The organism is Spirosoma harenae (assembly GCF_054776975.1).
In genome coordinates, this window is the sequence record NZ_BAAHBD010000007.1 from 112527 (window position 1) to 134547 (window position 22021).

The following is a 22021-nucleotide window of genomic DNA, read 5'->3' on the forward strand; positions in this document are numbered from 1 at the left end:
GAATTATCCAGATGTGAATAAAACAGGTTATATGTGGCTAAGCGTCAAGCGGTCAACAGCAGCCAGATATGACAACAATTCGTTGATTGGTACTTTTGATTATCACAGGTCATCCGTGGGTTTTTGGGGATATAATCGTTTTGCCTGAGTGGGAAAATGACCCGAAAAACGCTAGTATTAAGGTATGATTCGACATACGAACGAACTGAAACAACAAATTGAACGCATCCTCCGCTGGGAACAGTCATCCCATTGGCGGTTGCGCGATTTCGCACATCTGAGCGAGCAGATCGTTGCCCATACACAACAACGTCTGGACGCACAGGCGTTACAGGAATTTTGGCGATTTTCGATCGTTCCATCCCCTACGTTCCTGGATATCCTCGCTCGATTCGCTGATTATGCAGATTGGGACGATTTCTGCACCCGAAATTTTTATGGCCGTATTAAGGTCGATGAGGAAACTGAAATGCTTCACGCCCCCATGTGGGAAATCCCGGTTCGCTGGGTTATTGCCATCTGCTGGTTCTCAATTCTGACATCAGTGGTCATTGCCATTTTGTTAGTCTGGAAACGATAAACGATTCGGCTAACGAACGCGTTATGTTCTGAGAAACAACTAATCAAATCCTTAATTCGAACGACCGAATGGTACGTTTTCCGCTAGTACTGAGTTTATTATGTGGCGCTTCGTTGGTAATTGCCCAGCCCGCGCCGAAAACTAAATCGTCTGCACAGGCTAAGGCTGCGCGGACCGATATGAATCTGAACAGTACCATACCGACTGACCCAGCCGTGAAAGTCGGTAAATTGCCGAATGGCCTAACCTATTACATCCGCAAAAATGCCGAACCTAAAAACCGCGCTGAACTTCGTCTGGTGATTCGGGCGGGGTCGGTACTGGAAACGGACAATCAGCAGGGACTGGCGCACTTCATGGAACACATGGAGTTTAACGGCACCAAAAACTTCCCCAAAAACGAACTGGTCAATTTCCTCCAATCGGCGGGCGTTCGCTTTGGCGCCGACCTGAATGCGTACACTGGCTTCGACGAAACGGTTTATCAACTTCCTGTACCGACCGATTCAGCGAATGTATTCAGCAAAGCATTTCAAATTCTGGAAGACTGGGCGCATAATGCTACCATCGATCCAACGGAAGTCGATAAAGAACGCGGAGTTGTCCTGGAAGAGCGTCGGCTTGGACGCGGAGCTGGTCAGCGGATGCGCGATAAGTATTTTCCGCTTCTTTTAAATAACTCGCAGTATTCCAAACGATTACCAATTGGTACGGAACAAGTGCTGACGACCTTCAAACCCGAAGTGTTACGGCAATTCTACGCTGATTGGTATCGGCCCGATCTGATGGCTGTGATTGCTGTTGGTGATTTTGATGAAAAACAAGTTGAAGGAATTATTCGGGAGAAATTCGGTCGGATTCCGGCGCTTAAAAACCCGAAACCTCGTACGGAATATGAAATTCCTGCCCACAAAGACACCAAAGTCGTGATCGTAACTGATCCTGAGCAGCCCAACACGGTAATTCAGGTAATTTATAAACGACCTGAAATCAAAGAGAAAACTCTGAACGATTTACGCGAGAGCATCAAAAGAGGGTTGTTCAATACAATGTTAGGCAACCGGATTCAGGAGTTGACGCAAAAAGCTGATCCGCCCTTTTTAGGAGGCTATAGCAATTACGGTGACTTTTTGGGAAACCTCGATGCGTTTACATCGATTGCCGTTGCGAAAGGCGGTAATGTCGAAAAAGCGATCCGGGCCGTACTGGACGAAAATGCCCGGGTTAAACAATTTGGTTTTACGACCACTGAGTTGGCGCGCGCCAAACAGGAGTTTATGACCAATGTGGAGCAGGCTTATAGCGAACGGAATAAAACGCGATCAGCCAATTATATTAATGAGTACGTCCAGAATTTTACGGATAAAGAGCCGTATACCAGCATCGAATTCTATTACAACTTCCTGAAAAAAGTACAGGATGGAATCAAACTGGATGAAGTCAATAAACTAGTCGATCAGTTTATTCATAATGACAATCGGGCCGTAATTGTGATGGCTCCTGAAAAAGAGAAAGACAAACTCCCGACGGTAGAGCAGATTCTCGGCTACGTGAATGACGCCGGAAAAGGCCTGACTGCCTACGAAGATAAAACCATCGACAGTCCATTATTGGCTACACAACCTACCGGATCGCCCGTTGTAAACGAGAAGAAAATCACCGATATCGGCGTAACGGAGTGGACGCTTAAAAACGGCGTAAAGGTCGTCTTGAAACCAACTGATTTTAAAAATGATCAGATTCTGTTCTCGGCCAATAGCTTCGGCGGTACGTCGCTTTACGATCTGAAAGATTTTCAATCAGCCCGGTTTTCGTCTACATTGACAGCAATGGGCGGAACGGGTGCCTATAATCAGATTCAGTTAGGGAAATTCCTGGCTGGTAAACAAGTCAATGTGTTTCCGTATGTAGGCGAATTGAGCGAGGGGGTAAACGGGAGTGCAGCGCCAAAAGATCTGGAAACGGCATTGCAATTACTATACAGCTATTTCACCCAACCGCGCAAAGATCCTGATGTCATAAAAGGGTTCCTGTCGAATCAGCGGAGTGGGTTGCAGAACCAGATCAATACGCCTACGCCAGCGAAGGTATTTCAGGATACGGTAGCGGTAACGCTGGGCGCTAATAACCCACGTCGCCAACCGCTTAAGCCGGAAGATTTGGATAAAATTGATCTGGATCGAGCTTTACAAATTTATCAGGAACGCTTCGCTAATGGCGGGGATTTTCGATTCTTTTTCGTCGGTAATTTTAAAGAAGACCAACTAAAATCGTTGGTCGAAAAATACCTCGGTGGGCTGCCTACGACGGGTAAAGACGAGAAATTCAAAGACTTAGGCATTCGTATTCCATCGGGTCAAATCAGTAAAACGGTCTATCGCGGCCTTGATCCAAAAGCTTCGGTGCAGTTGGTATTTAGTGGCGATTTAACCTGGTCTCCCGAAACGACTACGCAGTTGGATGCGCTGGCCGAAGTGCTGGAAATCAAATTGATAGAAAAGCTTCGGGAAGAGGAGAGTGGGGTTTACGGAGTTGGCGCTAGTGCGGCCTATGCAAAGTATCCTGTATCGCGTTACACGTTCCGCATTAATTTCGGCTGTGGACCTGATAACGTCGAAAAACTGATTGCGAAAACGCAGGAGTTGATTAATGATGTAAAGCAAAAAGGTGCTCTTCCTGCTGATATTGCCAAATTCAAAGCCGAAACTCGTCGCGAAACCGAAGTTCAACTGAAAGACAATCAGTTCTGGCTCGGCTATCTACAGAATCAATATTACAATGGTGATGCACCAGACGAGGTTTTACACGAAAAAGAACTGTTAGAAAAAGTCACTGTTGAAAGTACCAAAGCAGCTGCTAATCAGTACTTAGGCCAGAACTTTATCCGATTGGTTTTGATGCCGGAGAAAAAGCAGTAGGCTAAGGTTAACGTAGACACGTCATGTTTGTAGAAATAATTGCCATTTAATACGCTCAGCGTGCCGTAGGTACGCAACTAACATTTAGTTGCGTACCTACGGCACGCTGGTTGGTGTGAATTTTCTCTTTAACTACAAACCTTGGATCGCTACGCAATCAGGAGAATCCTGGATTCACTTAATTCTGAGGACAAAGGAATATATTATAAATAGTAGCTAATGTTTTACCGCTGTCGACTCAATAACTGGTACAGCTGTTTTCTTGATCGCAGCAATACCGCCTTCTACGTTCACGACATTATCAAAACCACGCGCTTTCAGGATCGAATTGGCGACCATAGAACGGTAACCGCCAGCGCAGTGAACGTAAACAGGCTCATTGCGCGGAATTTCAGCCATGTAATCGTTTAGATTATCTAGTGGAAAATTTTCTGCATCCTGAACATGGTCAACTGCAAACTCGGTGGGTTTCCGGACGTCGACAACAGATAGACTAGAATCCTGCTCCCAACGATTCGCAAACTCTTCTGCCGAAATTGACTCAATCGTGTCGACTTCTTTGTCTGCCTGTTGCCAACTGGAAAAGCCGCCTTCTAGAAAACCTATACAATTATCATAGCCAACGCGAGCCAGTCGAAGTACTGTTTCGGATTCCTGACCAACGGGTGTAACAAGTGCGATAGGCTGGGTTAAATCGGGGATAAGCGAGCCGACCCATGGGGCAAATTGGCCATTTAATCCAATATTGATTGAATTTGGAATGAAGCCCTGCGCAAAATCAGCCGCATTCCGAACGTCCAGAACTAAAGCGCTTGTTTCATTTACCGCAGCTTCAAAGGCAGCTGGCGAAAGTGGCTGACTTCCACGTTGAAGAACTCGGTCAATTGATTCGTAACCTTCTTTGTTCAAACGGGCATTTTCAGCAAAATAGGCTGGGGCTGTAGTCAACCCATCCAGCACTTTTTCGATAAATTCTTCTTTCGATTTAGCGCGCAGGGCGTAATTGAATCGTTTCTGATTGCCCAACTTATCAGTCGTTTCCTTGCTCATATTCTTGCCACAGGCCGAACCAGCTCCATGGGCAGGATAAACGATGACATCATCGGCAAGCGGCATAATTTTGGTATGCAGACTATCATAAAGCATACCTGCCAAATCTCGCTCAGTTAAATCACCTTTAATTGCTAAATCAGGCCGACCAACATCGCCAATGAAGAGCGTATCGCCGGTGAAAATAGCGTAGTCTTTGCCAGTTTCGTCGATGAGTAAATACGTAGCAGATTCCGGCGTATGGCCTGGTGTATGCAATACTTTAATCGTGACGCTTCCTAGTGAAAAAAGCTCGCCATCCTGAGCATGATGTGCCTGGTAGGCTGTATTGGCATTTGGACCATACACAATAGCTGCTCCCGTTTTATTCGCTAAATCCAGATGGCCTGAGACAAAATCAGCATGGAAATGGGTCTCAAAAACGTACTTTATTTTCGCCCCTGCTTTTTCTGCTTTCCGAATATAGGGTGCGGTTTCTCGAAGTGGGTCGATAATAGCGGCTTCGCCGTTGCTTTCAATATAATAGGCACCCTGTGCAAGGCAACCTGTATATAGTTGTTCAATTATCATATCTATTGTTTTGGGTTTCACGCTTCAGTCTTAGTATTAAACCTGAAAAACGTTTAGAAAGTCTCTTTCAAAATCATGTAAACGGCTACAATCAATACGAACCAGCCGAAGCTTTTTTTGAGCCTATCAGGCGGCATAAATCGGGATAAATACATCCCAATAAAGATTCCGATGATGGATAAACCCGTAAACGGCAGCAGAAAATTCCAATCTAGCTCCGTATGGTGGATATCGCCCAAAAAACCAACTGACGAATTTACCGCAATGATAAGTACGGATGTGGCTACAGCCCGATGCATGGGTAAGCCAGCCAGTAGTACAAGCATGGGTACGATCAGAAAGCCTCCACCCGCGCCAATCGTTCCAGTTAACAATCCGACAGCGAGTCCGTCAAGGGATAAACTGCCGTATCGTGGATGGCCATCGGCGGCTTCACCTTGCTCAGGTCGGTCATTACGAATCATTGCCCGAGCGGCTATGATCATGACAATTGAAAAGAAGTATAAAATCGCGTCGCTTTTCGAAAGCCTAAATTGATTGAATTGAAATAAAGGATCGGGTAAATTGGGTACTAAAAAGCGTCGGCTTAAATAAACCGATAAGAAAGAAGGAAGAGCGAAAGCCAACGTAACAGGCAGGTTTACCTGTTTTTTCCAGATATGATTTACCGAACCAACTAATGACGTTGAGCCAACGACAAATAGCGAATACGTTGTGGCTAACACAGGAGGAACGTTGAAAACATACACAAAGATTGGTACTGTCAGGATGGAACCACCACCTCCTGCAAGCCCAATTACTAATCCCACCAGAATAGCCGAAGCGTAGCCAATTATTTCCTGTACACTCATTAGAAGACAAAACTACGCTTCATACGTGAGATCATTAGTCTATAGACTAATGGAAACTAGAATAGTTAGGCAGATTCAACGGGTATATACACGAAAACCCCTCGACGTAGCCGAAGGGTTTTCGTGTATTAAATAAAAGTAACAGAGACTATTCCTCTGGATTATTCAAATTACTATGGTTGCGGCTATAAGCAAAATACACGATAAGGCCCAGAATACACCAGACAACAAATGTGATTTTGGTATCCGTACGCAGGTTCCACATTAGATAGAGATTGGCCAAAATACCCAGCGTAGCAATGACGGGTAGAGCAGGCGTTTTGTAAGGACGCTCCAGATTCGGCTCCCGAACACGAAGTAGCCATACAGCACCGCAAATCATGGCAAAGGCAAACAGCGTTCCTGAGCTAGTCAACTGCGACACTTTGTCAATCGGTGTAACGGCTGCTACGATTGAGACAATCGTACCAACGAAAATCGTGCTTTTCCAGGGCGTTTTAAAGGTTGGGTGAATTGACGCGAAAAGGCCCTTTGGCAACAGACCATCTTTAGCCATACCGAGGAAAACGCGAGTCTGGCCAAGCATCATCACCAGCATTACAGAAGTTAAACCGGCAATGGCTGCAATTGTAATCAGATAAACCGCCCAGGTTAGGCCAGCATCAGCGAAAGCTTGCGCAACAGGAGCTTTTAGGTCGAGTGTATCAAATTTGACCATACCTGTCAGAACGAGCGAAACCAAAATGTAGAGCGCTGTACAGATCAGCAACGACGCGATAATGGCGAATGGAACGTCTTTCTTCGGGTTGATCGCTTCACCGGCTTGTGTTGAAACGGCATCAAATCCGATATACGCGAAGAACACAATACCAGCAGCGGTAACAATACCTGGCATACCAAAATGGGTTTGACCAGAATCGTCAACGACAGCGTTTGGAATGAATGGGGTCCAGTTAGCTGTATCCACGAAGAAGGCACCAGCTATGATGACGAAAATAACTGTAGCTACCTTCAGCATTACGATCAGATTGTTGGTGCTGGCCGCTTCTTTGATTCCTTTGACAAGAATATACGTTACGACCCAAACGATCAGCAGAGCGGGTAAATTAACGGCAAAAGTGAAATCAGGAACGGCAGTGCCAGCTGCACGCAGCGCGTCAGCCTTTTCATGGGCAGTTACCGGGTCGTTCATCAACCATATAGGCGGTTCTATATGGAAGAGATGGAGAAATTTCTCAAAATATCCCGACCAGCTCACGGCTACCGTTGTGGCTCCCATCATGTATTCTAGAATCAGATTCCAGCCAATCAACCAGGCAAACAACTCACCAACTGTACCGTATGAATAGGCATAAGCAGAGCCTTCCACTGGTAGGATCGATGCAAATTCAGCGTAGCATAACGCGGCAAATGTACAAGCAACCCCTGCAATGATAAAGGCCAGTGCTAGGGCTGGTCCAGCCCATTCGCGAGCGGCAATACCGGTCAGTACGAAAATACCGCCCCCAATTACAGCGCCGATACCTAGTGAGGTTAAGCCCCAGCGGGTTAGTACACGTTTCAGCTCGCTTTTTTGTGCATCTGCGGCATAAGCCGAAAGCGGCTTTTTGCGCATGACACTCGTATCAACTGGTTTAAATTTAGTCTCCATGTAGGGAAATAGAGTTTGGTGATTGTGTCTTTTTGAAAAAGATTCTTAGGTTAAAACGTTGGGAAAGATACGAAATAAAATGAGCGAATGAGTGATTGAGTGATTGTGCGAATTATTTCTCGCTACATTTTTTCACTCAATCACTCATTCGCTCAATCACTTAATTCATTACGATTGAGAAGGACGAATCAATGGTTTTTTGTCTTTCTTCTCTTTTTTAGTCGCCGTAAATTCTTCTGGCGTTGGCGCTGCTTTGGTTGTAAAGTCAGCTGGAATGGCGTCGTAACCCGTTTTCTTTTCGGCCAGAGCTGGTGCAGCTTCATCCTTTTCCTGATCGCGGCTAAGCGCATCAACCACAATTGGCGTAGCGACGAACAGCGATGAATAGGTACCAACGATAACACCGATCAACATGGCGAACGAGAAACCTCGGATGGTTTCGCCACCAAAGATGAATAGAACCAGCAGAACCAGAATTGTTGAGAAACCCGTTACGGCCGTACGGCTTAGCGTGCTGTTCAACGCGTTGTTGATAATCGTCGGAATACTTTCTCTCTTACCCCGGTTTTCAGCCAGGTATTCACGAACCCGGTCAAACACGACAACGGTATCGTTCATCGAGTAACCCATAATTGTAAGCAGAGCACCAACAAACGCTTGGTCAACGTCTAATGAGAATGGCAACCAACCGTTGAAAATCGAGAAGATAGCCAGAATGATCAGTACGTCGTGGAACATAGCGACTACGGCACCGTAACCAAACGCCAGGCGTTTGAATCGAATCAGAATGTAGATGAATACGACGGCTACCGCTAAAAGAATAGACCACAAAGCAGAGGTCATGATATCGTTGGCGATCGTTGGACCAACTTTCTGAGAGCTTTCGATTTTAGCGGGGTTGCCTTGCAGACTACTCAACCCTTTATAGACAGCCGCTTCAGCTCGCTTATCAGCGCCTTGCGAATTATCATCCACCAGATAAGGCGTCGTAACTTTCACCTGATTGGCACCAATACCCGTACCACCATAGGTTTTAACTTCCGGTGATGCGCCTAAAACACCCTCCAGCGAGTTACGAACGTCGTCGGTACTTACCGATTTTTCGAAACGAATAACGTAAGAACGACCACCTTTGAAATCAACGCCCAGACCGAAACCTTTGAAAAGGACAGAAATGATACCCGCTGCAATAATCACCGACGAAACCGTATAATACAGCTTCCGGCGCGATACGAAATCGAAGTTGGAATCGGCAAACAGGTTCTTTGCCCAAGACGAGCTAAAGGTGAGCGTCTGACCATTACGGATATAGTATTCCAGAATCAGGCGGGTAATGAAAATAGCCGCGAATAATGATGTCAAAATACCAATGATCAGCGTAGTCGCAAAGCCCAGAATCAGACCTGTACCGAAAATAAAGAGAACGATACCCGTCAGGAACGTCGTTACGTTTGAGTCGATGATCGACGACATGGCGTTTTTAAACCCGTCGGCAACCGCAACTTTGAAGGCTTTACCTTCGGCGAGTTCTTCCTTTATACGCTCAAAAATCAGTACGTTCGCGTCAACGGCCATACCAATCGAGAGTACGATACCAGCAATACCTGGCATGGTCAATACCGCACCTAGGGAAGCCATTACGCCTAGTAAGAAGAACAGGTTGACAATCAGAGCAATATCAGCAATGAGACCTGCGCGATTGTAGTAGAATACAACAAAGCCTAATACCAGCAGAATACCTACCAGCGACGAAAGAACACCAGCGCTAACGGCTTCTGAACCCAATGTAGCACCCACAACGCTTTCTTCAACAATGTTGGTTGGCGCAGGTAATTTACCGGCTTTCAGTACGTTCGATAAGTCTTTAGTTTCTTCAACAGTGAAGTTACCCGAGATGCTCGAGCGGCCGTTTGGAATTTCGTTCTGTACGTTTGGCGCCGTGTAAACCAGATTATCCAGCAAGATCGCTACGGGGCGGTTTACATTAGCCGCTGTCAGATTGCGCCATTTACGGGCACCTTCCGCGTTCATGTTCATCGTAACTTCCGGACGACCACGATCATCGTAATCGTTCGTCGCATCGGTGATTACATCCCCTTCTAGCGGAGCACGCCCACTTGGCTTTTTGACGAAATAAAGGGGTAGAATTTCTTTGCCATCCGTCGCTTTAAACGCCTTACGATCCCAAGCAAATACCACATCGGCAGGGAACAGCCCACGAACTTCTGATGCATTTAATACCGCGTTAGCGCGAGACGTATCCTTCAAATAAACACCTAATTGATCCTGACCAACAGGCAGGAATAATTGTGTAAGCGCATTTCCCTGAGCAGCAGCGGCTGCTGTATCGGTTTTCGCTTTACCCGTTGAGTCTGTTTTAGAACCTTGCGCTAATTGCGATTCCAGGCTAGAGGTTCCTGATGCGCCTTTTGTCGCCGTTCCAGCAGTCGGAGCAGTTGTTTTCAGAGCTGCTTTAAGAGCTGTTTCTTCACGTAATAGATAAGCGCCCATGCCTTCAATGGCTGGAGCTAGTTCATTCAGCCGATACACTTCGGTAAATTCAAGTTTCGCAGCGCCAGTCAACAGACGACGAACGCGATCTGGGTTGTCAACACCTGGCAATTCGATCTGAATCCGACCTGAACCCGGCAGACGTTGAATGTTTGGGTTAGCTACCCCGAATTTATCGACCCGAGCCTGGATGATCTGATAAGCCCGCGTAATGGCACCTTCAACTTCCGTGTTTAGTAACTTCCGAACTTCTGTATCCGACGATTGGAAGTTGATTTTGCTGCGGTTTGCGCTGGTTGCAAAAACGGTTGCCAGTTTGGTATCTGGAGCCAGTTTCTTGAATTCATCAGCAAACAGGTCCACAAACTTGGTGGTGCTGGTTTTCTGATCTTCCAACGCCAGTTTCAGCGCCTGATTGAATTTAGGATCGCGGTTATTGCCCGATAGCCCACGAAGAATATCGGCAGGTGACACTTCCAATACAACGTGCATACCACCTTGAAGGTCAAGACCCAGGCCAAGCTCACGTTCACTTACTTCCTGAAGCGTACTGCCCAAATAAACAGGCTCTTTCCAGAGCGAATCAAGGTAATGTTGTTTTTTCGTCCGATCGACAACCCCTTGCTTGTCAGTAGCATAGGTTTCGGCATCGCTCTTTATGCTTCGCGAGACGAAGGTAAACGACAGGAAGTAGATGCAGATTGCAGCAATAACTCCTGTCAGAATAAGAATTCCGGTTTTGTTTTGCATTGGGAATCACAGGTAAATACCTGCTTTTGGAAAATTGAATTAGAAAGAAAAATGCCCCTTACAGACGTAATCTGTCAGGAAAAGAGAAGGTAAAATCAGATTGGAAGCCAATCGGCGGAAAGCCTAGGGCGCATTTGTAGCAATATGGTGCCCGAATACGTGCCTGAAATACGAGAAGTAAAAATGCGGCAGCGTGAAATGCTGAAGCAGTACAACACTAATCAGCAGTAAAATCACAAGCGTGGGCGCAGGAAGCAGAAACGCCGTCTGACCTGATTCGCCGAGTTGAACAGCAGGGGTTACGACCGCTTCAAATTGGGCCGAACTTAGTTGGGCATCCGATGAGGGAGCATCCGTCGATTTGCTCGATTTGGCTTGCTCAGCAACTTGTTTTTTCGCCAGTAACGCCTTTGATTGGACTGAATGACTATACCCTCCAACTGCTGTAAACAGCAATAAGGTAGCCAGTAGCAAGCTCGAAAGACGTTGTATGACGCGGGGTTGCTTCATAAATTTCCTTAGCGGATGACAAATTTCGTACCATTTTCGGTAGAATGCAAGTATAAGTTTTATAGAGTTTCAAAAAACAACTAGTACTCTCCTAATAACTATACTAAAATGCAGTAAACGGTTCAACTTTCAGATTATCAGGCTGTTTTAGCTAAATGGTATGGTGTTTGATGATAAATGGTTAATATCAATCACCATCTATGTTCAAACTTCTTCTATCCGCCCTCTTGCTGTTACTTTTTACGATAGGGTATACAGCTGCTGCTCCTGTTCGACTCAAAGTTGTATCAATCACACCCAGCGAAAACACCGGCCAGGATTATTCTCCGTGGCTCAGCGATGACCTGAATAAGCTCGTGCAGAGTGCCTGGTCTAACAATGAAAATTGGGTACAGGTTACGCTTAAACTGGAGAAAAAAAGTCTGATATCGAGCTTATCTTTGTATGATTATGAAGGATCGTTTTCAGATAAACCGGCTTTGCTGTATGCAATGAATGGTACTCAACGCGTGCTGATTGGCTCTTTTGACGGTTCTGCTTATAAGAGCTGGGTAACACTTACGCCGTTTCAGCCGCTTGTGGCCGATGCCATCATGATTTATAAATACGGCAATAATATTCCTCAGAAGATCAAAGCATTCGGTCAGGTTATAACGTCGGCAACGGCTATTCCGCAACCACTCGATTTACTGACGCTTGCTTCCGCAAAAGACAAGCCTGTAACGGGTCAGAATTATTCAGACTATCTGAACGATGACATGGCGAAGCTGGTGCAGAGTTATTGGGAACCCTCGAATTTTCAATGGACGGATGTTACGGTCAAATTCAGCAAAAAGAGCCTGCTAACCAAGCTAGACTTATACGATGCGGAAGGAACATTTGAGTCGGCACCGGCCCAGATCTACGCGCTAAACGGGAAAGAGAAAACCTTGCTTGGCACCTTTACGGGCGACAAATACATGGAGTTTAAATCATATCCATTGACAGAGCCGATAGTTGCTGAGGGAATCGTGATTCATAAATACTGCAATAATATACCCGTCAAGATTCGAGCTTATGGAAAGGTCTTACCCGTCGATCCGCTCGACGCTATTTTGTACGCCCAGGAGCGCGTAAACGTAACGAGTGTCACATCGAGCCTGCCCACCTCGCAGAACTATACGCCGTATCTCAATGATAACATGAGTAGTCTGGTCCAGACAGACTGGAGTAGCGACAATTGTCGATGGATGGACCTGACCCTCAAGCTGGAAGCCAAAAGCACGCTGACCAAACTGGAACTTTATGATGGCGAGGATCAATTTTCGGACAATCCTGCCTTGATTTATGCCCTCAACGGAACGCAGAAAACGCTACTTGGCTCCTTTACAGGGCCAGATTACATGAAGTGGCAGGAATTATCGTTCCCATCGGTGGTCGCTGAGGCTATCGTGATTCACAAATATTGTAACGCACTACCGGTTAAAATTCGGGTATACGGCCATCCACTTGACGATGCTGGAACAGTAACACCACCCGGTAGCACAACCACGGCTACTCCGGTCGTTTTAGGCGACAAAATTCCGATTGATGCCAGTCGATGGTATCAGCTAAATAATGTTAGTAATGGCCTGAATGCCTTGTTTGATGGAAATACAAGCGATGAAATACAAACGGGCTGGGGTAAAGTCCTGAGTACCTACGATGCCTATTATCCCTTGCTGGCTGGCGAGTCGATGGCTATTAAAGCCATTAAGTTGTATGACGGGAATGGTAGTAATTCCACCAACCCAATGCGTATCTCGATTATCACCAGCGACTGGAAGCGCATCGAACTCGCTCAATTCCAGGGGTTGGAGTACGATGCCTGGGTAGGGCCCTATCCAACGCGAAACACGACAGGAGACGCTAAATTTCTGCTTGATAGTGTCGTGACGGGAGCACGTTACCTGGTGATTAATACCACAGATTTCTGGCCGCGTGAAATAGAATTGTACGGAACGTACCAGTCTGGAAGTAGAACGGCGACTTCATTGCCCCAAAAAAGCCCAACATTTAAAAACCTGCTCGGTATCAATGGGTTTGAATGGGATTTTTATCAGACAGGTGTAGAAGGTATTTCGGCACCTAAAATAAAGGCATTGCAGTCGTTCGGGGTGATACGGCACTACATGGACTGGGAAAAGCTGGAATTGACCGAAGGCAATTATACGTTCAACCCCACCCACGCTGGCGGTTGGAATTATGACCTCATGTATGAACGCTGCAAAGCAGATGGTATTGAGGTAATGGCCTGTCTGAAAGATATGACCCCCTGGATGAACGCAACCTATCCTGCCGATCAGCAGGGGAGCGATCATGTGCCATTGCGCTTCGGCAAAGACTATGCAAACCCGCTTTCGTATGTCGAACAGGCCAAAGTGGCGTTTCAGTATGCTGCTCGCTATGGCAAGAATACATCCGTAGATCCGGCTTTGGTGAAAGTAAATCCCAATCCACGCTGGACGAACGATCCTCCCAATGTGGTGAAAATTGGTCTTGGACTGATTAACTACATCGAGTGCGATAACGAGCGCGATAAGTGGTGGCGCGGACGACTCGCCTACCAAACGGGTCGGGAGTATGCAGCTAATATGTCGGCGTTTTACGATGGACATAAAAACACGATGGGCGCCGGTGTGGGTGTGAAAAATGCGGACCCCAGCATGACCGTGGTAATGGGCGGTTTATGCTCAATTGCCAATGGTACCGATTACATCCGGGGGATGATCGACTGGTGTAAAGAATTTCGAGGATATAAACCGGATGGGCGTGTCGACCTTTGCTGGGATGTTATTAATTACCACCTCTATCCCGATAATTCCAATTCGATGCAGAATGGTAGCGGTCCTTCGGCACGAGGTGCTGCTCCTGAAGTATCGGTGGCTGCTCAGGTCGTTCGAAATGTGTTGAAGCTGGCGCACGATGCCTGCTATGATATGCCAGTTTATGTGTCCGAATCGGGTTATGACCTGAATCAGGGAAGTCCACTACGCGCCATCGCTATTGGTAATAAATCAGTAATGACTACACAAGCTGATTGGAACCTTAGAACAGCCCTTTTATACGGCCGGGAAGGCGTAGATCGAGTTGATTTTTATCAGACCTACGATCAGAATCTGGACTGTTCTACACAGTTCTGCTCAATGGGTTTTATAAACGCCAATTTCACACGTAAACCCACCGCCGACTATTTCTACCAGGCGAAAAAACTAATTGGCGACTATGTATTTAAAGAGTCACTGAGTACGAATCCGAATGTTGACCGATATGAACACAATGGACGATCGATCTACGCGCTCTGGATTCCGGACGAAGTTGGGCGTACAGGTCAATATACGTTGAACTTAGGGTCAGCGAGTGCGGCAAACGTGTACACCCCTAAAGCCGGATGTGATTCGATGGCCTTGCAGGTACTGCCAACTGTCAATAATCAGATCAACCTAACGCTAACCGAAACCCCCATATTCGTTTCGAGGGCTGGGTCGACTGCTGCACGATTGGGAACGGGTTCGATTGATACTGAGCCAGTACGTGTTTATCCGAATCCATCGACAGATCATGTCGTCGTTCAGCTCAACAGTCCCTATGTAGGCAATGTGGACATCAAGTTGATCGATGCTAATCTGGGCGTGTCCCGACATCAGGTTGCCCTACAAAAAAACACGACCGTATTTTCTGAAAAAGTCGATTTGTCGGCGCTCCCTTATGGCATTTATTTACTTGAAATAAACCAGGGCACCGACCGAACGATCAGGAAACTATTGAAAGTGCATTAATCAAATAAGATCATAAACAAAAAAGACTCATCCACCGGTGGGTCTTTTTTGTTTATAAGGTAGTTGCCAAATGGATTGATTTGCACTAAATAACTGCCGAAAAGAATAAGTAGGCTTCCTAGGTCTGTGTCCTCACAGACCCCTTACCGGATGGCAGCACTGGCTGACGCACGGGTATCTGTGAGGACACAGACACGGGGGGCAGCGATTAATTTCTTCAAATCAATGAATTCGAGGCTATAATACAGATGATCAGTCGCTTCTCTCTGAGAATACTCTTAGAAAGGAATGGTAAGTATACATCCATTAAAAAAGACGATCCTGTCCTTAGATTAGTGTACTATTTTCCCACAAACATTAGCTTTGACTATCTGTTTCTGAAAGAAATATAAACTCCCTACCTGATGAAAACTGTATTAGCTTTCTGCGCTTCATGGCTATTGTTATCAGGGCACATACTGGCTCAACACACTATTTATTTCAAGAATGGTCATTCTGGACGGGTTAGTAAAGTTGAGTTTAAGGAGAAAACGCTGTTGCTGAAGAGTTTCGATAATCCGCGCGCTCCGCTTCAGGAAATCCCGAAGAATACCATTGAACGTATTGTTATGGAAGATGGTAACGTACTAGTCTCAACTGACATTAACCTGCGCCGGTCTCCAACCGATCAGATCGCATTATTTATTAAGCAAGAAGCTCAACGGTTTGCGGCTGACGACGGCTCTCCCCGGCCAGTTGCTTATGAGTCCTCGAATTTTCTGGGCAACGGTATTATCCTGACCCGTATCAGAAACGACCAGAAAAGCACGATACTGACATTTGTTCGGAGACGGAGTGGGGGTAGCGAAGGTCGATTTATTATTAGTTCGGCTACGTATTTATATAATCGACAGGACGTTCGGCAGGCCTTTCGAATTATGAATGCCGGAAAGTTTGATCTGGATGTTCCAATTACGATTCCAACAGGTGTAGACTCGCTTCAATATGACTTGTATTTCGAACGAGTGTCGCCAGAAATACAAACGATTAACTTTAAAAGTATTCCTATTGCAGCGGGTTTGCTTGGTGGTCCAACGGGCGGCTACCGAATTATTGGACTATCAACGGTCGATCTATCAACTGCTGATTTGATCAACGCTTCATCAGAAACGGCTCTTGCTTTTGGCGAAACGAAAACGCATTGTATAACCTGTGGAGATATTGGTACGGTGCGCTGCCCGACGTGTCAGGGTACTAAAACGATTACCGTAACTGAGCAAAGGCAATTTGGGCAGCCTTTCAAACCATTTAATACCTATACCAGAACGATTACCTGTCCGGCCTGCGGAAGTAATGGTACTTATTTATGTCCTAATCGACCGAATCATCCTGAGGCTCCCTAAACCAGTACGCTATAAAATTTGCTACCTTGCGCCCATGAATTTGCACGAATTTATTCAATTAGCCTTAGCCGAGGATGTTGGCGACGGCGATCATACATCTCTCTCTACCATTCCTGCTGATGCTCAGAAACGGGCTCGTTTGCTGGTAAAAGAAACGGGCATTCTGGCTGGTGTTGACGTAGCCAAAGCCATTTTCGCCGAAGTCGATCCAACGTTTGTCGTGGAAGTATTGATGCAGGATGGTGCTAGCATCAAGCCCGGTGATGTTGTCTTGACGGTAAGCGGAAACGCCCGTAATATTCTAACCGCTGAACGACTGGTCTTAAACTGCATGCAGCGGATGAGCGGTATCGCCACGCATACGCGGGAGCTGGTCAACCTACTCGAAGGGACGCGGGCAAAACTTTTAGATACCCGCAAGACAACGCCTAACTTTCGTATCTGCGAAAAGATGGCGACGAAAATCGGGGGCGCTGTAAATCACCGCTTTGGTTTGTACGACATGATTCTGATTAAAGACAATCATGTCGATTATGCCGGAAGCATCGAAGCGGCTATTACAAAAGCTGTAGCGTATTTAAAAGAAACAGGTCGGAGCCTTCGCATCGAAGTTGAAACGCGTAACCGAGCGGAGGTAGAAGAAGTCCTGCGGGTTGGACAAGTCGATGTGATTTTATTGGACAATTTCACGCCCGACGGTATTCGCGATATGGTTCGACTTATTAACGGTCAATATGTAACCGAAGCATCTGGAGGGATTGATGAAACAAACCTGCGAGCCTATGCCGAAACAGGTGTAGACTTTATCTCATCTGGTGCGCTTACCCATCAAATTAAAAGCCTGGATTTGAGTTTGAAAGCGTATTAAATAAGTGCACTCCCGTTGCTGTGTCCTCACAGCGACCTATGCGTCAGCCAGCGTTTACCTGCCGGACAGGTTGCTGTGAGGACACAGCAACGGGAATAAAGTTATCCTTGCGTTTACTTCGCCGGATTCTCATCAATTCCCAATCTGGGTAGCGCTGGATTTAATAGGCGCGGTACTATTTTGATTCGGAATACCCGCAAGTCGGCCATGTGAAAATCGCAGCTGTAAAATTCGCGCTGTTTTACTCCTCTATATACTGCTGTATAATTTACTTTTGGTGGCCAGTTATTCAACGCTAGTTCGGCTGAAATAGCATCGACCGCTTTGCGAAGATTCGAGAAAAAGATGGTGGTCGATTCACGGTGCCGTAGGGTTGTTAGCGTTCCTATATGTTGTGTTGTGACTTCGTAAATCGTTCGGCCGGTAGGGCGCATAATCGTGCTTTTTGCCACCTTTTTAGTCATTTTTAGCCAAGTTTATTCAAAAGCTGAATAAGTTGGAAAACTATTTAACTATTTTTCACATACTGAACCAAAAGGATTGTTCAGGCGTTTTACCTACAATTGCGCTAATCAGCAACCCGGCAGTTCCAGCTAGCCGGGTATTTTTATGCAATAAAAAAGCGTCGATCTAATAGGCCGACGCTTTTTTATTGTGGTAGAGGTAATCACTATTTCTTGTACATCACTGTTTCTACGGCCTGCAACGTACGTTTTACGTTGGGCAAAATCGCTTCGATAAGCGTTGGCGCGTAGGGGAGAGGTAAGTCCATGCTATTGACCCGAACGACTGGCGCATCTAAATAATCGAACGCATTGCGTTGGATGTTGTAAGTCAATTCAGACGAAATAGCTGCCAATGGCCAGGCTTCTTCAACAATCACGCATCGGTTTGTTTTCTTCACCGAGTTGATAATCGTAGCGTAATCAATCGGGCGAACTGAACGCAAGTCGATTACTTCGGCAGAAACGCCATTTTTCGCTAACTCTTCCGCAGCAGCAATCGCTACTTTCATGATCTTACCGAACGACACGATTGTTACGTCGTTTCCTTCGCGAACAATGTTGGCCTGTCCAATCGGAATCAGGTATTCTTCTTCAGGAACCTGTCCTTTGTCGCCATACATCAATTCCGATTCCATAAAGATCACCGGATCGTTATCACGGATACAGGATTTCAGGAGACCTTTCGCATCGTATGGATTCGACGGAACGACAACTTTCAGACCTGATGTATTGGCAAACCAGTTTTCGAAGTTCTGCGAGTGTTGCGACGATAGCATACCGGCGTTACCCGTAGGGCCCCGAAACACAATCGGGCAGGAATATTGCCCGCCCGACATCGACATTACTTTAGCCGCTGAGTTAATCACCTGATCGATGGCCACCAGCGAGAAGTTGAACGTCATGAACTCAATAATAGGCCGTAAGCCATTGATTGCCGAGCCGACACCAATACCGGCAAAACCAAGCTCAGCAATAGGGGTATCGATTACGCGCTCTGGACCGAATTCGTCCAGCATACCCTGACTAACTTTATAGGCTCCGTTGTATTCGGCGACTTCTTCGCCCATCAGATAAACCAGCGGGTCCCGACGCATTTCTTCCGTCATGGCTTCCCGCAGGGCTTCACGGAATTGTATTTCTCTCATGCTGAGTGTATTAATTTCGGTTAGTACTTACCCAATCGCACTATCGCAGCGGGTGAGGGGCTAAAAATCAGCCAAAATTAGGCAAAATGCCCTGATTCATCAAATCCGATCGAAGGCTTTCCCAAATCTTGGAATCGGGAGCTACTAACTAGGAAAACAGGCTGCCTGGTATGCACAGATGAACCACGATGTTGGTCATAATAAGTAGGTACTGCGTATTACCCCCAACCCCTGAAGGGGATTAAGTCAGAGAATAGTCAAGTGGAGCCCCCTTCTGGGGGTTGGGGGTAACACGAAAAGCTATCGTGAAGCAGTGTAAGAGCCGATTTGGTCGCGTCAATCGGTAAAAATGTTAAAGAATGTCAAAGTATGTTAAAGAATCATAACGTCATCAACCGCTAATTTTTGTCACATTACTTTTGCTCCACAGCTATGAAATTTTGATTGCTCCGTTATGAAAAACCTTTTCCTGATTCTCCTTTACTTATCGCCATGTCTTGCCTTTAGCCAATCAACTATTGGTCATATCGGTGGTGTGCTTAGTGATTCACTAACGACTAAGCCAATTCCTTTTGCTACGGTAGCCCTTAAAACTGCAGATAATAAGATCGTTACGGGCGTGACTACGAATGACAAAGGAGCCTTTCTCCTCGAAAAAATTGCTGTTGGTGCGTATAAACTTGAAATTTCCTTTGTCGGTTATCGCACCAAAACGATGGAGACTATCAGGATAACAGCGGAGAAACCGCTGATTGATCTAGGGCAAATTAATGTGGTAGCAGATACGAGGAATTTGAAGGAAGTGGCTGTGGTTGGGCAGAAAGCTTTAGTTGAGGATAAAGGGGATCGACTGGTTTATAATGCCGAAAAAGACGCAACAAATACGGGCGGGACAGCGGCCGATGTACTTCGTAAAGTGCCGATGCTTACGGTTGATCTGGATGGCAATTTGAAAATGCGGGGCAGTGGCAATATTAAAGTGCTGGTAAATGGAAAGCCGTCCAGTATTATGGCTCGTAATCTGGCTGATGCCCTGAAACAGATGCCTGCTAATATTATCAAATCGGTCGAGGTAATTACGAGTCCAGGGGCAAAATATGATGCCGAAGGATCGGCAGGGGTTATCAATATTATTACCAAAAAGGCTATTCAGGGAACAAATGGGACCGTTAATCTGACAGCAGGAAACTTAAATCGATCAATTGGTGGGAATCTGAATGTAAAAGGTAAAAAGCTCGGTATGGCGATTTCGCTGAATGGTTATCAGTTTCGAAATATTGGCGAAACTAACAGCACCCGTACGGCTTTGGCAAACGGGGTTCCAACAAGTATTCTAAGCCAAAGTACGTTTCGTGATAACACAGGCTCGGGCGGTTACGGAGAAATGAGCTTTGATTATGACCCTGATACGACGAACCGGATAAATTTTTCAGCCAATGCCTGGGGAGGGGCTTATCCAAATAATAGCACATTAGATAGCCGCCTGACTGATACACAGGGGGCCGTATTACAAGCCTATCACCGCGATATTAAGTTTCGAAATCCTTACGGCAATACGGAGTTTAATCTTGGCTGGACCAAGTCGTTTAAGAAGCCAGGGCGCGAGTTTTCGGTACTGACGCAATACGCCCGGATGCCTGATAATTATTACTATACGATTCAGCAAACCGGCATTGAATCGACCATACCGACTTATCTGGAGCGAAGCACAAACCTTAGTCGCAATAATGAATACACGCTCCAGACGGATTATGTGCATCCATTAATGGCCCGGACGAAACGTGATACACTGAGTTTCAAACTGGAAGCCGGAGCTAAGACAATTTTGCGGAACATCGGTAGTGAATATGTTATCGAACAGGCAACGACTGGTCTTGAACAGGATTATGTGATTGACCCAAATCGTTCGAACGAGTTTACGTATAGTCAACGGGTTACGTCGGGGTATACGTCGCTGAAAATGGACTCGAAACGAAAATGGAATTTAACAGCGGGTGTCCGACTTGAAAACACGCGTATTCATGGCGATTTTGTAACAACACAAAGTCGATTCTCAAACCAATATCAGAACCTGATTCCGAGTTTTACGTTGGCGAAAACATTCCATACGAAGCATACGGTAAAGGTTAGTTATACACAACGGATTTCGCGCCCAATGATCTGGTTCCTAAATCCATACAAGAATTACAGCGATCCCAAAAACGTCCAGACGGGTAACCCATTTTTGAATCCCGAATTGACTCATGCTACCGAACTATCCTATAGCACATTTGGCAAAGAAGGCTCGTCATTTAATGCCGCATTATTCTGGCGACAGACGAATAATTCCATCGAATGGCTATCGACTGTCGATGCGCAGGGAGCGGCACTATCGGCACCACAAAATATTGGGCGAAATGCCAGCTACGGCGCGAATATGAATTTTTCGCTTCAGCCTAATAAACAGACAACTATCAGCCTGAATGCCGACCTTACGTATGTCGATTTAACAAGTATTGCGCTCAATCAGCGTACGAGCGGTTGGGTCTGGAGCGTGGGGCCAAATGCGTCGTATAAATTACCGAAAGATTTCACTTTGCAGGCAAATGGCTATGTAAGTTCGGGATGGGTATCGTTGCAAAGCCGTAATTCGGGTTGGTATTATTACGGCTTGTCGGCGAAGAAAGAGTTTATGGATAAGAAAATCACGCTGACACTCAACCTCAATAATCCGTTCAACCGGAGTAATCGGCAAACTGGTGAGCAGTTTGCGCCGACTTTCACGGCACAAAATACGTCGCTGTTTGTCAATCGATCAGTACGCCTGACCTTGAGTTATAAGTTTGGTCAGATGAGTTCGGGGGGTAAACAGAGTAAAAAAATAAGCAATGACGATGGCCGACGATGAAATTGATTTGAATCAACTAAGGGCCGAGCTCCCCGTGTCTGTGAG

13 protein-coding genes are annotated in these 22021 nt (G+C 46.1%); 6 read left to right on the top strand and 7 right to left on the bottom strand.

From position 1 onward, the window contains the following. Positions 1 to 184: 184 nt before the first annotated feature. Together ACYVE4_RS06420 and ACYVE4_RS06425 are read left to right on the top strand one after the other, a co-directional pair. Positions 185 to 580 (top strand): hypothetical protein, encoded by a 396-nt coding sequence (locus tag ACYVE4_RS06420; RefSeq protein WP_460996155.1) that lies wholly within the window; start codon positions 185 to 187, stop codon positions 578 to 580. A 68-nt stretch (positions 581 to 648) separates the two neighbouring features. Then, the gene (locus ACYVE4_RS06425; protein WP_460996156.1) at positions 649 to 3498 is read left to right on the top strand and encodes a M16 family metallopeptidase; all 2850 of its coding nucleotides are present in this window, start codon (positions 649 to 651) and stop codon (positions 3496 to 3498) included. A 216-nt stretch (positions 3499 to 3714) separates the two neighbouring features. On the opposite strand, the gene ACYVE4_RS06430 is transcribed toward ACYVE4_RS06425, so the two are convergent. The 5 genes from ACYVE4_RS06430 to ACYVE4_RS06450 form a co-directional block, all read right to left on the bottom strand. Continuing rightward, positions 3715 to 5118, bottom strand: a complete 1404-nt coding sequence (locus ACYVE4_RS06430) for an MBL fold metallo-hydrolase (RefSeq protein WP_460996157.1) — start codon at positions 5116 to 5118, stop codon at positions 3715 to 3717. Positions 5119 to 5171: 53 nt separating this feature from the next. After that, positions 5172 to 5969 (bottom strand): sulfite exporter TauE/SafE family protein, encoded by a 798-nt coding sequence (locus ACYVE4_RS06435; RefSeq protein ID WP_460996158.1) that lies wholly within the window; start codon positions 5967 to 5969, stop codon positions 5172 to 5174. A 148-nt stretch (positions 5970 to 6117) separates the two neighbouring features. Then, a complete protein-coding gene (locus tag ACYVE4_RS06440; protein ID WP_460996159.1) occupies positions 6118 to 7620 on the bottom strand; it encodes an APC family permease in 1503 nt (500 codons plus the stop codon). 168 nt (positions 7621 to 7788) lie between these two features. After that, the gene (gene secDF, locus ACYVE4_RS06445) at positions 7789 to 10881 is read right to left on the bottom strand and encodes a protein translocase subunit SecDF (protein WP_460996160.1); all 3093 of its coding nucleotides are present in this window, start codon (positions 10879 to 10881) and stop codon (positions 7789 to 7791) included. Positions 10882 to 11004: 123 nt separating this feature from the next. Then, positions 11005 to 11391, bottom strand: a complete 387-nt coding sequence (locus ACYVE4_RS06450; RefSeq protein ID WP_460996161.1) for a hypothetical protein — start codon at positions 11389 to 11391, stop codon at positions 11005 to 11007. 200 nt (positions 11392 to 11591) lie between these two features. Here ACYVE4_RS06450 and ACYVE4_RS06455 point away from each other — a divergent pair, with 200 nt between their 5' ends. The 3 genes from ACYVE4_RS06455 to nadC all read left to right on the top strand — a co-directional run bounded on the left by ACYVE4_RS06455 (position 11592) and on the right by nadC (position 17438). Next, positions 11592 to 15188 carry a T9SS type A sorting domain-containing protein gene (locus ACYVE4_RS06455; protein ID WP_460996162.1) on the top strand — a complete coding sequence of 1199 codons (3597 nt, stop codon included), beginning with the start codon at positions 11592 to 11594 and terminating at the stop codon, positions 15186 to 15188. Between the two features lie 404 nt (positions 15189 to 15592). Beyond that, positions 15593 to 16570: a hypothetical protein gene (locus ACYVE4_RS06460; protein WP_460996163.1), complete on the top strand. Its 978-nt coding sequence runs from the start codon at positions 15593 to 15595 to the stop codon at positions 16568 to 16570. A gap of 34 nt (positions 16571 to 16604) precedes the next feature. Next, a complete protein-coding gene (gene nadC / locus ACYVE4_RS06465) occupies positions 16605 to 17438 on the top strand; it encodes a carboxylating nicotinate-nucleotide diphosphorylase (protein WP_460996164.1) in 834 nt (277 codons plus the stop codon). Between the two features lie 113 nt (positions 17439 to 17551). Here the strand turns inward: nadC and ACYVE4_RS06470 are convergent, their stop codons facing one another. Further along, positions 17552 to 17902: a hypothetical protein gene (locus ACYVE4_RS06470; protein ID WP_460996165.1), complete on the bottom strand. Its 351-nt coding sequence runs from the start codon at positions 17900 to 17902 to the stop codon at positions 17552 to 17554. 206 nt (positions 17903 to 18108) lie between these two features. Next, positions 18109 to 19089 carry a pyruvate dehydrogenase complex E1 component subunit beta gene (locus tag ACYVE4_RS06475; protein ID WP_460996166.1) on the bottom strand — a complete coding sequence of 327 codons (981 nt, stop codon included), beginning with the start codon at positions 19087 to 19089 and terminating at the stop codon, positions 18109 to 18111. Between the two features lie 454 nt (positions 19090 to 19543). Between ACYVE4_RS06475 and ACYVE4_RS06480 the strand changes: the two genes are divergently transcribed. After that, positions 19544 to 21976 (top strand): TonB-dependent receptor domain-containing protein, encoded by a 2433-nt coding sequence (locus tag ACYVE4_RS06480; protein WP_460996167.1) that lies wholly within the window; start codon positions 19544 to 19546, stop codon positions 21974 to 21976. Positions 21977 to 22021 lie beyond the last annotated feature (45 nt).